We start from the raw sequence: 13232 nt of genomic DNA, 5'->3' as shown, positions 1-13232 counted from the left end.
ACCGGCAATCTCCCGCACCACCGCCATTTCCGGGATGCGCGGTACGCTCAAAGGGCAGACTTTGGCAAATTTCCAACAGGCATTACTTGAAATCCCGGCAAGCGCTTTGCGTCGAAAGGTTTCAAGACCGGATCAGGGAAGCGGAAATTGCCGGCGGTGGCGCTGCGCCGCCGGCAGCGCCTCCAGCGAGGCTGAGGGAGATTCAGGCGGCGTCGGGCTGCGCCGACGGCTGCGCGAGCTGGAAGGCCTCGAGTGCACTACAGGCTTCCTCGATCGCGACCAGCGTCGGATACAGCGTCATGTCGACATTGAAACGGCGGGCGTTGAAGATCTGCGGAATCAGGCAGCAGTCCGCCATGGTCGGTGACTCGCCAAAACAGAAGCGGCCGCGTTGCGCACTGGCGGCCAGTTGCTTCTCCAGCGCTCCGAAGCCGAGCGCGATCCAGTGCTGTATCCACTGCTGCTTGACCTCTTCGCTCACGCCAAGCTCCTGCTTGAGCATGCGCAGCACGCGCAGGTTGTTGAGCGGATGGATGTCGCAGGCGATCGCCAGCGAAATCTCGCGCACGTGGGCGCGGTCCAGCAAACCCGGCGGCAGCAATGCCGGCGTTGGGAAGCGCTCTTCCAGATATTCCAGGATCGCCAGCGACTGCGTGATGTGACGCCCTTCTTCTTCCATCACCGGCACCAGCGACTGCGGATTCATCGCGCTGAATGCCGGCGCATATTGCTCGCCGCCGTTGTTGAGCAGATGCACCGGCACGGTGTCGTAGGACTGGCCCTTGAGATGCAGGGCGATCCGCACGCGATACGACGCAGAGCTGCGGAAATAGCTGTAGAGATGAATCGTCATGGTCGCTGTCTCCTTTTTGTTTTTATTAAACCTGGCGCGCCGGCAGCACGGTGCCCGCAACTTCGCCGAAACCGATGCGCGGCAAACCCTCGCGTCCGGCCCAACCGCGCATGATGACGGTGTCGCCGTCTTCGATGAAGATGCGCGTTTCGCCATTGTCCAGATTGATCGATTGCTTGCCGCCGGCGGTCAGCTCCAGCAGCGAACCGGCCGATTCCGGCGTCGGTCCCGACAACGTTCCCGAACCGAGCAGGTCGCCCGCACGCAGGTTGCAGCCGCCGACGGTGTGGTGCGCCACCAGTTGCGATACGGTCCAGTAAGCGTCGCGGAAATTACCCAGCGACAGTCGTTGCGGCGCAGTCCCTGCTTCACGCATGGCCTTGGTTTGCAACAGCACTTCGAGTTGCACATCGAAGGCGCCGTGCTCGCGCAAGTCCGGTGCATCGAGGTAAGCCAGCGGCTGCGGATCTTCGGCGTCACGCGTCCACGCGGCGCGATACGGCGCCAGCGCTTCAAGCGTGACGATCCACGGCGAAATCGTCGAGGCGAAATTCTTCGCCAGGAAAGGACCGAGCGGCTGGTATTCCCAGGCCTGCACGTCGCGCGCCGACCAGTCGTTCAACAGGCACAGGCCGAACACATGCGACTCGGCGGCACCGATGCCGATAGCGTCGCCGATGGCGTTGCCCTGCCCCATGAACACGCCGACTTCCATTTCATAGTCGAGGCGTTTACACGCGCCGAACACCGGTACGTCGGACGTCGGCGGCTTGAGCTGGCCGAGTGGACGACGGAACTGCTGGCCCGACACCGCAATCGAGGAAGAGCGGCCGTGATAGCCGATCGGCACCCACTTGTAGTTCGGCAGCAGCGGATTGTCCGGGCGGAACAGCTTGCCGATCGCGGTGGCGTGATGGATCGAGGTATAGAAATCGGTGTAGTCGCCGATCTGCGCCGGCAAGGCGTGTTCGGCTTCGGCCTGCGGCACCAGCGCCGCTTGCAGTTGCGACTGGTGCACCGAACCTTCGCGCAGCAGCGTCGACAAGGCCAGGCGCAAGGCCGACCACGCCCCAGCGTCGAGCTCCATCAGCGGATTCAGATTGCTTCCCGCAGTCGCTGCAACGATTGCCTTGTGCACGGTCTCGCCGAAGCCGGCGAAGGCGCCGCTTTCAAACGCCGCGCGCAAGTCGAGGATGCTGTCGCCGATGGCGACGCCGGCGCGGAAAACTTCGTCGCTTCCCTTCCTGCGGAACACGCCGTAGGGCAAATTCTGGACCGGGAAATCACTGCCGGCGGCATTGGCCGGGGCGACCCAGCTGCGCAGGCCGGCGTCGTGGGTTTCATTCAGGATGATGCTCATTGTTGCTCCGGGCGGTGTTGTGGATTGAAGTGCGGGTCAAAGTTCTTTTTGATATCCATCCAGCACTGGTAATAATTCTTTTGCAGCGTCGGCGAACTCAGCGCGTGGCGCGTCGGCTTGATGATATTGCGCGTCTCGAACATGAAGGCCATGGTGTCGCCGACCTTGTTCGGCGTGCTGGTGTCGCTGCGGCTGGCCTTCTCGAATGTGGCGGCGTCGGGGCCGTGGCCGGTCATGCAATTGTGCAGGCTGGCGCCGCCGGGACGGAAGCCTTCTGCCTTGGCATCGTACACGCCGTGGATCAGGCCCATGAATTCGCTCGCCACGTTGCGATGGAACCATGGCGGGCGGAAGGTGTTTTCCGCCGCCAGCCAGCGCGGCGGGAAAATCACGAAGTCCAGCGTGTCCACGCCCGGGGTATCGCTCTGCGCCTGCAGCACGAGGAAAATCGACGGGTCGGGATGGTCGTAGCTGATCGAGCCGATGGTATTGAAGTGGCGCAGGTCGTATTTGTACGGCGCGTAGTTGCCGTGCCACGCCACCACGTCCAGCGGCGAGTGACCGATCTTGGCCTGCCACAGGTTGCCGCCGAATTTGGCGATCAGCCTGAAGTCGCCTTCACGGTCCTCATACCAGGCATGCGGCGTCAGGAAGTCGCGTGGATTGGCCAGGCCGTTGGAGCCGAGCGGACCAAGGTCGGGCAAGCGCAGCAGCGCGCCGAAGTTTTCGCACACGTAACCCTGCGCGCTGCCGTCGGGCAATTTGACCTGGAAGCGCACGCCGCGCGGAATCACCGCAATCTCCTGCGGCTCGATGTCCATGGCGCCCAGTTCGGTCAGCAGTTCCAGGCGGCCGACTTGCGGCACGATCAGCAATTCGCCGTCGGCGGAATAAAAATAGCTGTCGGTCATCGACTGGTTGGCCGCGTACAGATGAATCGCACAACCGGTCTGCGCATCGGGCGAACCGTTGCCGGCCATGGTGATCAGGCCCGCGACGAAATCGGTGGGCGCGTCCGGCATGGGATGGGGATCCCAACGGAACTGGTTGGGCGGCGTCTCGACGTCGTCGAAGCGACCGACGAGTCCATTATCGATGCGTTCGAATGGCTCATGCATCGCCGCCGGACGAATCCGGTACAGCCACGAGCGACGGTTGTGGCCGCGCGGCGCGGTGAAGGCCGTGCCGGACAACTGCTCGGCATACAAGCCATAGGCAACTTGCTGCGGAGAGTTCTGGTTGGCCGGCAACGCACCGGGCAACGCCTCGGTCGCGAACTCGTTGCCAAATCCCGTCTGGTAACCAACCGTGTTGATCGCCGCTTTGGCGATGAAAGATTCTGCACGCGTATTCATGATGCGTCCTTCTCAAAAAACAAAATCTGGAAACTATTGCGGGCGATACCAATGCAGGCGCGCCACCATCAGCGCAGAGATGATCGCAGGCACCGCAGCAGCCATGAACAGCGAACCGTTGGCCCATTGCATGGCGATCAGCTGGCCGCCGATGACCGGCCCCAGCACCGAGCCGATGCGGCCGATGCCGAGCGCCCAGCCGATGCCGGTGGAACGCAATTGGGTCGGATAGAACGTGCCGGCCAGCGCGTTGACCGCCGGTTGTCCACCGACCACGCAAAAGCCCGCCACCACCACGCAGATGAACAGCAGCACCGGCGTCGCGGCGACATGACCGATCAGCGCGATGAAGACGCACGCCACCACGAAGCAGCTGCCCAGCACGCGGGTAAAGCCGAAACGATTGATGAACCAGCCCAGTGTCAGCGTGCCGACGATGCCACCGACTTGCAGCGACGTGCCGATCAGCACCGCGGCGCCGGTCGAATAGCCGGCATCCTTGATCAGGGTCGGCAGCCAGTTGGACAGGAAATACAGGTTGATCAGGTTCATGAAGCTGATCAGCCACAGCAGCAGCGTGACACCGGCGCGCCCTTCACGGAACAGTTCCGCCACCGGCATGCCGTCGTTGCGCGCTTCCTTGACCACTACGGTGCTGCCTTCATTGACCTGCAAACCCGGCTGCACCTTGTTGAGCCAGCGTGCGACCTGCTTCATCGGCCGCTTGCGCAGCACCAGGAACTGGATCGACTCCGGCAGCCAGATCAGCATCGCCACCCCCAGCACCGCAGGGATCAGGCCGCCGACCAAGAACACCGAACGCCAGCCGAAGGCCGGGATCAGCGCCGCACTGACGAAGCCGCCCACCGCCGCGCCGACCGTGAAGCCGCACGACACCAGCATCATGCGCGTCACGCGCGAGCTGTTCGGGCTGAATTCGCCGACCAGCGCCATCGCATTGGGCATGATGCTGCCAAGGCCGAAGCCGGTGATGAAGCGCAGGACCAGCAACTCGTCGATGGTCTGCACGCGCGTGGTCAGCAGCATGCAGATGGCGAAGAAGAAGGTGGAGACGATCAGCACCGGACGGCGGCCGTACTTGTCGCCCACGGGCGTGAGCACCAGCGAGCCGAGCAGCATGCCGAACAGGCCGGCGCCGAACACCGGACCGAGGCTGGCCTTGTTGACGTGCCAGTCGCCGATGATGGCGGGGGCGACGTAACCCATGGCCTGGATGTCGAAACCGTCGATGATCAGGCACAGGCCGCAGAGCAGCAGCAGGCCGAATTGAAAGGCGCCGAAACGGCTCTGCTCGACGACCTGGTCGACATTGATGACATCGGATTGCATCCTTGCTCCTCCTTATTGGTTGTGGACGGTCGCGACTTGCCCGCATGACAACATGTCGGGCGATGCCGCGTTTTTTTATGAGTGGTGCAATGATCCGGCTTTTACGATATAAATGGGTAAATGTAGCCCATTGATATTATGAATAGTGGTCGGAGAAATAACGAACACATGACGCGAGCATGATCGAACCCAAAGATATCGACCTCAACCTGCTGGTGGTGTTTCAGGAAGTGTTCCAGGATCGCCAGATTTCCTCGGTGGCGCGCCGCCTGAACCTGTCGCAGCCGGCCGTCAGCAATGCGCTGGCGCGCCTGCGCCGCACCTTCGGCGATGAGCTGTTCGTGCGCACCGCGCAAGGCATGCAGCCGACGCCGTTCGCACAGCAACTGGCGGACCCGGTGGTGGCGGCGCTGATGCACGTATCGAAGGCGCTGAACCGGCAGGAAGCGTTTTCCGCGGCCGGCAGCGCGCGCCATTTCACCATCGCCATGACCGACGTCGGCGAGGTGTATTTCATGCCGCTGCTGATCGAAACCTGCGCCCGCCTCGCGCCCGGCATCCAGATCAGCACTGTGCGCGCCGGCGCCATTGACCTCAAGAGCGAGATGGAATCGGGTCGTGTCGATCTGGCCATTGGCGCCTTCGACAATGTGTCGGGTGCGCTGTACCAGCGCCGGCTGTTTCGCCAGAATTATGTGAGCATGTTTCGCCTGGGCCATCCACTGAGCGGCAAGACCGTGACGATGAAGGATTTCCTGGCGGCGCAACATCTGGTGGTGTCGTCGCTGGAGAGTCCATACGACCGCATCAACCAGAATCTGGAAAAGGCCGGCATCCGCGCCAACGTCAATTTCCGCGTGCCGCATTTCACCGCCGTTCCCTACATCGTCAGCACCACCGACCTGATCGTGACGGTGCCGCAGAAACTCGCCGAGAGCGCGGCGCAACCATTCAACCTACAATACATTCGTCCGCCCTTGCGGCTGCCGTCGCTGCAGACCAATATCTTCTGGCATCGCCGCTTTAACCAGGACGAAGGCAATCAGTGGCTGCGCGGATTCATTGCCGAGCACTTTGCGGAGCAATAAGAGCGGCTGACAAAACGCCGCTGGCAAGGCGCACCGACGAAGACAGTACGAAAATACGGCTAGGAGACGCAACGCCCCCAACGGCGTTTTGTCAGCCGCTCTAAGACAATAGGAGACGCCGCATGCACTATCTGCAATACGACCGTGAACAACTTGATCGCCAGTACAACGCGCGCGCCGGCATCCCGCGCTTCCAGGATATCTTCGATCGCTGGAGCCGCGATGCAGAGGCGTTTCGCCGGCAGCACAAGGTGCTGATCAACCAGCATTACGGCGACCATCGCCTGCAGGCGCTCGACTATTTCCCGGCTGCCGTGCAAAACGCACCGCTGCTTGTATTCATCCACGGCGGCTACTGGCGTTCGCTGGACAAGGACGACTTCAGCCACATCGCCGCGCCTTACCTGCAGGCCGGCATCGCGGTGGCCATGTTCAATTACCGCCTGGCGCCCGAAGTCGACATGGACGACATCGTCGCCGACGTGCGCGCCGGCTTTGCCTGGCTGTACCGGCAAGCGTCCGCGTTCGGCTTCGACACGCGCCGCATCCATGTCGCCGGCCACTCCGCGGGCGGCCATCTGGCGGCGATGCTGGCCGGCACCGACTGGCGCGACGCCAATCTGTCGGCGCATCCAATCAAGGGCTTGTGCGGCGTCAGCGGGCTGTACGACCTCGAGCCGATCAGGCTGTCTTATCTCAACGAGACCATGCAGCTGGATGAAAAGCAGGTCCGGGAATTCAGCCCCGTGCACCATCTGCCGCCCTCGCCGATCCCGGTGGTGCTGACCGCAGGCGGCATCGAGTCGGCCGAATTCCATCGCCAGCTCGCGGCCTATGCGCAGCGCCTGACGACCGCCGGAAATTCGGTACGGCATGTGAAACCGGCCGGCGGCCATCATCTCGACGTGATCGATCAGCTGGGCGACGGCAACGGTGAACTGGCGCGCGCGCTCATCGCCATGATTCAATCCTGAGGCCGGCACCTCTGAAGGGAGCACTGAAGTCGCCCGAGATCGCGGTGTTATCATGACACCTCTCCGGAATCGGGCCGCATCTGAACGCACCTGAACGATTCCGCTCAGCCCTCGCCTGCCTCTGCCTGAAACGCTTTATCGATGTCCCGTCCTCCTCTGCTGCAAATCATCCCGTTGGCCGCACTCACCGGCGTCGGCATGCTGGCCACCGATCTCTACCTGCCTGCGTTGCCGCATCTCGCCCACGATCTTGGCAGCGACGTGCCGGCCGTGCAGGCGACGATTTCTTCCTTCATGATTGCGCTGGCGCTGTCGCAGTTGCTGTGGGGGGCGCTGGCCGACAAGCTCGGCATGCGCAACACGCTGCTCGCCGGGGTCGCCTTGCTGGCCGCCACCGGTGTGGCGTGCGCACTGGCGACGGATGTCGACGCACTGATCGTTTACCGCACCGTGCAAGGCATCGGCGCCGGCGCCGCCACGGTGGTGGTGCCGGTGCTGCTGCGGCGGCGCTTCGCCGATGCGGATGCCATGCGCGCAATTTCCTGGGTCAGCATCGCCGAATCGGTCATCCCCGCCGTCGCGCCGGTGATCGGCACGGGCATCCTGCTGGTGTCGGGCTGGCGCAGCAATTTCTGGCTGGTGGCAATCCTCGCGCTGGCGCTGCTGCCGTTCATCCTGAAACTGGTGCCGGGCAAGCAGGTCTTGCACGACGCCGATGAAACCGTCAGCTACGCGGTGCTGCTGAAGAATCGCGTTTACCTGCGCGACGCCGCCGTGTACGGCCTGACTTTCGGTGCGCTGGTCACCTTCGTCGCCAGCGCACCGCACCTGATCGAACAATGGAGCGGCCGCGGTCCCGGCGCCTTTGCGCTGATGCAGGTCTGCGGCGTGTCGTCCTTCATCGTCGCGGCCTCGCGCGCGGGCGCCATCGCGCATCGCTGCGGCACGTTCAAGCTGATGAACGCCGGCGCCATCGTTCAGTTGATTTCGGTGGCGGGACTGATCACGCTGGGGGTGCTGGATGAGCGCCACGTGGCGCCGCTGATCGTGTGCTGGATGCTGTTCTGCGCCGGCCTCGGCCTGCGCGGACCGTCCACCGTGACGCGCGCGCTGTCGGTGCCGAAGTCGCTGACCAGCCTGGCCTCGGGTTTCCTGATGTTCCTGGCGCTGACGCTCTCAGGCCTGGGCACGCAGATCGCCGGCTTCCTGCTGCATCGCGGACTGCTGCCGGTGGCCTTGCTGGTGGCGGCGATGATCCTGGCCAGCATGGTGTTGCAAAAGGATGAGCCTGCGCAGAGTTGATATTGCAACAATGAGATACTTCTTGGAATAATTCTCATTCTCCAATCCTCTATAATAGAGCGCTTTAGCGAAAACGCCGCCCGCTGGCGTCGACAAGCCACGCTGCCCAGCTCGCCGACCGCCAGCCCACAAGAGAAAAACAATGTTCAAGAAAATCTGGTTCCAGGTGCACTGGTTCATCGGCATCACCGCGGGCACCGTGCTGATGTTCATCGGCGTGACCGGCGCCATCCTGTCTTTCCGCGAAGAAATTACCGACTGGCTCAATCCCGGCATCGTCCATGTGGCCGTGCGCCAACAAGCAGTGCTGACGCCGCCGCAGATCCTGGAACGCCTGCGCGCCGAGGTTCCGCATGAGCGCGTCGCCGTGCTGATCGCATCCGTCGAACCGGGCGCCTCCGTGCGCATCAACTTCGCCCCGCCGCCGGGCGTGCGCCGCGGTGAAATGCGCTACGCCGATCCTTACACCGGCGCGCTGCTGCCGCCGCTGGCCGGTAACGAATTCTTCGAATTCACCGAACGTTTCCACCGCTGGCTGCTGCTGCCGACCGATGCCGGCAAGATCGTCGCCGGCAGCCTGTCGATGTGCCTGCTGATCCTGGCGCTGTCGGGCCTGTACATGCGCTGGCCGCGCCGCGCGCTGAACTGGCGCGCCTGGTTCAAGCTCGATTTCGGCCTCTCCGGCCGCTCCTTCCTGTGGAACCTGCACTCGGTGATCGGCACCTGGGCGCTGGTGATGTACGTCATCTTCACGACTACCGGAATGTACTGGGCGTTCGATTGGTTCAAGTCAGGCGTCAATAGCCTTGCCGGGCAGGAAGTGCGTGCGCCGCAAGCCAAACGCGAAAAGCCCAAAGGCATGGGGATGGATAAAGAGAAAGAAAAAGAGAAAGCCGACAAGACTGAAGCCGCGCCGCTCGATCTCACGCTGGCGTGGAACGTGTTCCTGCGCGAAGCCGGTCCATACACGCTGGTCAACATCCGCATGTCCGACAAGACCACACAACCGGTCCAGTTCAATTACCTGTTGCCCGACGCCTCGCATGAGCGCGCCCGCAATCGCCTGAACGTGCTGCCGCAGACCGGCGACATCAAACTCAATGAACGCTTCGCCGACAAGGACGCAGGCGGCCTGTTCATCGGCGCGATCTATCCGCTGCACATGGGCACCTACTTCGGCCTGCCGGGTCGCATCGTGATGACGATTGCCGCGCTGATCATGCCGCTGTTCGGCATCACCGGCTGGATGCTGTACCTCGACCGCCGCCGCAAGAAGCGTGCGGTGCGCGCCGAACGCGCCCTGCTGGACCGCAGCCGCGAGGCGGTCATCAGCAGCCCCGGCGGCGCCACCGCCGGCAGCAAGGAAAGCAAGGAAGGAATATTGCTGGCCTACGCCACGCAAGCGGGTCAAGCCGAACGCATCGCGCTGCACACCGCCGCCGCGCTGCAAAAGGCCGGCGTCGCCGTCACCGTGCAATCGCTGGCCACGCTCGATCCGGAACGCCTGCGCCACTTCCATCGTGCACTGTTCGTGGTGAGCACCTTCGGCGAAGGCGAACCGCCCGACGGCGCACGTCGCTTCGCGCGGCAACTTGCGCAACCGCCGGGCAACGCCCTGGCCCACGTGCAATTCGGCTTGCTGGCGCTGGGTGATCGCCATTATGAAAAATTCTGCGGCTTCGGCCACAGCCTCGATCACTGGCTCCGCAGCCAGGGCGCGCAGGCGTTCTTCCCAATGATCGAAGTCGACGATGGCGCCCCTACTGCGCCGGCCGCACTAGCTGCCTGGCAACGTGAACTCGCAGTGCTGACCGGCGGCGCACCGCTGGAAGAAGCCGCACCCGCACCGGCCGAGGCGTCCTACGCCGGCTGGATCCTGCGCGAACGCAAGCTGCTCAATCCGGGCAGCGCAGGCCAGGGCATCTATCACCTGGAATTCGACGCGCCCGCCGACAGCAACGCGCAATGGCAATCCGGTGCGCTGGCGGAAATCCTGCCGCGCCATGCGTCCGACCGCGTCGCGCTGTTCCTCAGCCGCACCGGCCTCGACGGCGACGTCGTGGTTCGTCATCAGGACATCACGCGCACGCTGGCCGAAGCGCTCTCGTGCAGCGTGCTGCCGGTTGCAAAATCCGCTCCCGGCCTGACGCCGCAAGCCCTGGCCGACAGCCTGCAGCCGTTGGCGTCGCGACGCTATTCGGTGGCCTCGGTGCAGGATGACGAACGTGTCCACCTGCTGGTGCGCCAGGTCGCGCACGAAGACGGCTTCGGCCTGGCCTCGGGCTGGCTGACGGAATACGCGCCGCTGGGCGGCGCCATCGACATGCGCCTGCTGGAAAACAGCAACTTCGCGCTGGCGCCCGAACCGACCCCGGCCATCTTCATCGGCAACGGTTCCGGCCTGGCCGGTTTGCGCGGCCATCTGCGCGCCCGCATCGCCGGCGGCCAGCGCCGCAACTGGCTGCTGTTCGGCGAACGTCACCGCGCCCACGATTTCCTCTATCGCGAAGAGATCGAACAATGGATGCAGGACGACATGCTCAGCCGCGTCGACATCGCGTTCTCGCGCGACCAGGCCGAGCGCGTCTACGTGCAGGACAAGTTACGCCAGGCCGCCGATACGCTCAAGGCCTGGCTCGACGAAGGCGCGGTGCTGTATGTCTGCGGCAGCCTGGAAGGCATGGCCGCCGGCGTCGACGCCGCGCTGACCGACCTGCTCGGCGAAGCGGCACTGGAAGACCTCATCGCCCAGGGCCGCTATCGCCGCGACGTCTACTGACCGTAATTTTCAAGCTTGCCGCAAGCCGAACTCGGTTTGCATGACCTACGCTTGCCGCAAGCCGAACTCGGCTTGCGGCAACGCCCACATCACCGCATCCATCACCATCGGCACCGCCTCCGCCTGTACGCACAGACACAGACACATGCGGCGCGCATGGTCCAGCGGCGACATGCGCATGAAGCAGACGCAATGCCCGCAACTCTGCATCACCACTTCGCGCAAGTGCGTCACCTCTTCGCGCGTCACCGTGATGTGCATCAGGCGTTCGCGCTGTTTGGGCAAGGTCAGCGTCTTGCGCGGTCCGGGGCGCGACGGCTCGTTGGGCTGCGGTTGCGGTTCCGCCGGCGTGGACGGCAGCAAGGACGGCAAGAATTCCGGGAACAGCAATCGCGTGAACGCGGACGAGCGTTTTCTCCAGACCATGGGGGGCATAGCGGACCTGCTTTCGTGTCGTGAATAACAGCGCCAGATTAGTCTCCGCCGCATAAAGAAGTCCTAAAAAGAAACACGGTCCGAATAAACAAAAAGTAAAAAACCGCACGCTGCGCCGCCGCAACCCGGCCTCCGGCTCCTCGTGCGCGTAGGCAGTCCTCTCGTTTTCGTGTAGGACAGCGCCGATTCCTGCCCAGAACGTGGCATTCACGCTGCAAACCGGTTTTCTCGCGGCATATACTCCGAATGACATTGTCGGATCCCCGACCATCGCCTTGCAGGACAGTCATGACTACACAAAAAAATCACGTGATTTTCAACAAAAGCATCATCCCGATCGCACGGCTCCACAGCCTGCTCCTGGGTGCCGTCGCTGTCGTGGCGCTGGCCGCATGCAGTTCGCTGCCACGCGTCGTTCCCGACATGGACACCCAGTCGGCCAAGGTCATCCAGATCAAGGGCGGACGCGGCATCCTCACTCCCGAGCAAAGCAAGGCGGTACTCGACAAGTTCAAGGATTCCAACCAGGACAACCTGATCCTCGAGAAGCACCTCGCGATCGAACAAGCCATCACCGGCTCGCCGCTGGTGGCCGGCAACAAGGTCACGCTGCTGATCGACGGTCCGGCCACCTACGCCTCGATGTTTGCCGCCATTCGCGAGGCGCGCGACCACGTCAACATGGAAACCTACATCTTTGAAGATGACGAGGCCGGCAAGCAGTTCGCCGACCTGCTGATCGACCGGCAGAAGCACGGCGTCCAGGTCAACCTGATGTACGACAGCGTCGGCACGCTCAGCACGCCGCGCGAATTCTTCCAGCCGATGATCGATGCCGGCATCCAGGTGCTGGAATTCAACCCGGTCAATCCGGCGCAGGCGCGCAAGGGTTGGGAAGTCAACCAGCGCGACCACCGCAAATTGCTGATCGTCGACGGCAAGACCGCCTTCGTCGGCGGCATCAACGTCAGCAGCGTGTATTCCAGCGGGTCGTTCCGCAAGCGCAAGCCGAAGGAAGGCGACGACGCCAACAAGGTGCCGTGGCGCGACACCCAGGTGCGCATGGACGGCCCGGTGGTCGCTGAATTTCAGAAGATGTTCATCGACACCTGGGAAAAGCAGCATGGTCCCAAGCTCGCCGAAAAGAACTACTACCCCAAGGTCGACAACAAGGGACCTGACATCGTGCGCGGCATCGGCAGCGCCCCGGAAGATCCTTACAGCGTGATCTACGCCACCTTCATCTCGGCCATCCAGCACGCCGAATCCAAGGTCTATCTGACCAACGCCTACTTCATCCCTGATCCGCAACTGCGTGATGCCTTGAAGGATGCGGTCAAGCGCGGCGTCGATGTACGCCTGGTGTTGCCGAGCAAGAGCGATTCGAAACTGGTGCTGTACGCCTCGCGGTCGTTCTATAGCGAGCTGCTGGAAGGCGGCGTCAAGATCTACGAGCGCCAGGATGCGCTGCTGCATTCCAAGACCGCGATGATCGACGGCGTCTGGTCGACCATCGGCTCGACCAACCTCGACTGGCGCAGCTTCATCTACAACCAGGAAATCAACGCCGTCATCCTCGGTCCGCAATTCGGTGCACAGATGCAGGCCATGTTCGACCGCGACATCGATGCATCGAAGGAAATCACGCTGGAAGCCTGGAAGGACCGCCCGATCAGCGACCGCATGAAGGAATTCGGCGCCGGACTGTGGGCGCGCTGGCTGTAACGGCGCCGGAT

General features: G+C 63.2%; 10 protein-coding genes. 5 read left to right on the top strand and 5 right to left on the bottom strand.

All coding sequences use genetic code 11. The annotated features are described in order from the left end of the window. Positions 1 to 202: 202 nt before the first annotated feature. The 4 genes from maiA to ACIROY_RS09465 are packed head-to-tail and all read right to left on the bottom strand — an operon-like array spanning position 203 to position 4918. Entirely contained in the window at positions 203 to 853 is a 651-nt protein-coding gene (gene maiA, locus ACIROY_RS09480) for a maleylacetoacetate isomerase (protein ID WP_402274854.1), read from the bottom strand. Between the two features lie 25 nt (positions 854 to 878). Beyond that, positions 879 to 2213 carry a fumarylacetoacetase gene (gene fahA / locus ACIROY_RS09475; RefSeq protein WP_402341364.1) on the bottom strand — a complete coding sequence of 445 codons (1335 nt, stop codon included), beginning with the start codon at positions 2211 to 2213 and terminating at the stop codon, positions 879 to 881. Continuing rightward, entirely contained in the window at positions 2210 to 3568 is a 1359-nt protein-coding gene (gene hmgA / locus ACIROY_RS09470) for a homogentisate 1,2-dioxygenase (protein WP_402341362.1), read from the bottom strand. Before hmgA ends, fahA begins: the two co-directional genes overlap by 4 nt. A 33-nt stretch (positions 3569 to 3601) precedes the next feature. Further along, complete coding sequence (locus ACIROY_RS09465) at positions 3602 to 4918, bottom strand: MFS transporter (RefSeq protein ID WP_402274848.1); 1317 nt, start codon at positions 4916 to 4918, stop codon at positions 3602 to 3604. 179 nt (positions 4919 to 5097) lie between these two features. Here ACIROY_RS09465 and ACIROY_RS09460 point away from each other — a divergent pair, with 179 nt between their 5' ends. The 4 genes from ACIROY_RS09460 (at position 5098) to ACIROY_RS09445 (ending at position 11061) form a co-directional block, all read left to right on the top strand. Next, positions 5098 to 6006, top strand: coding sequence for a LysR family transcriptional regulator (locus ACIROY_RS09460; RefSeq protein ID WP_402341360.1), 909 nt, complete (start codon positions 5098 to 5100; stop codon positions 6004 to 6006). Between the two features lie 122 nt (positions 6007 to 6128). Then, a complete protein-coding gene (locus tag ACIROY_RS09455) occupies positions 6129 to 6980 on the top strand; it encodes an alpha/beta hydrolase (RefSeq protein ID WP_402341358.1) in 852 nt (283 codons plus the stop codon). Between the two features lie 141 nt (positions 6981 to 7121). After that, positions 7122 to 8282, top strand: a complete 1161-nt coding sequence (locus ACIROY_RS09450; RefSeq protein WP_402341356.1) for an MFS transporter — start codon at positions 7122 to 7124, stop codon at positions 8280 to 8282. A gap of 142 nt (positions 8283 to 8424) precedes the next feature. Further along, positions 8425 to 11061 (top strand): PepSY domain-containing protein, encoded by a 2637-nt coding sequence (locus ACIROY_RS09445; protein WP_402341355.1) that lies wholly within the window; start codon positions 8425 to 8427, stop codon positions 11059 to 11061. A 45-nt stretch (positions 11062 to 11106) separates the two neighbouring features. Here the strand turns inward: ACIROY_RS09445 and ACIROY_RS09440 are convergent, their stop codons facing one another. Then, the gene (locus ACIROY_RS09440) at positions 11107 to 11496 is read right to left on the bottom strand and encodes a hypothetical protein (RefSeq protein ID WP_402341353.1); all 390 of its coding nucleotides are present in this window, start codon (positions 11494 to 11496) and stop codon (positions 11107 to 11109) included. 288 nt (positions 11497 to 11784) lie between these two features. Between ACIROY_RS09440 and cls the strand changes: the two genes are divergently transcribed. Then, positions 11785 to 13221, top strand: coding sequence for a cardiolipin synthase (gene cls, locus ACIROY_RS09435; protein WP_402341352.1), 1437 nt, complete (start codon positions 11785 to 11787; stop codon positions 13219 to 13221). Positions 13222 to 13232: the final 11 nt, after the last annotated feature.

The organism is Herbaspirillum sp. NPDC101396 (genome assembly GCF_044767365.1).
Taxonomy (GTDB): Bacteria; Pseudomonadota; Gammaproteobacteria; order Burkholderiales; family Burkholderiaceae_D; genus Herbaspirillum.
The sequence above is the reverse complement of the archived record's forward strand: the minus strand, read 5'-3'. Positions and strand labels throughout refer to the sequence as shown.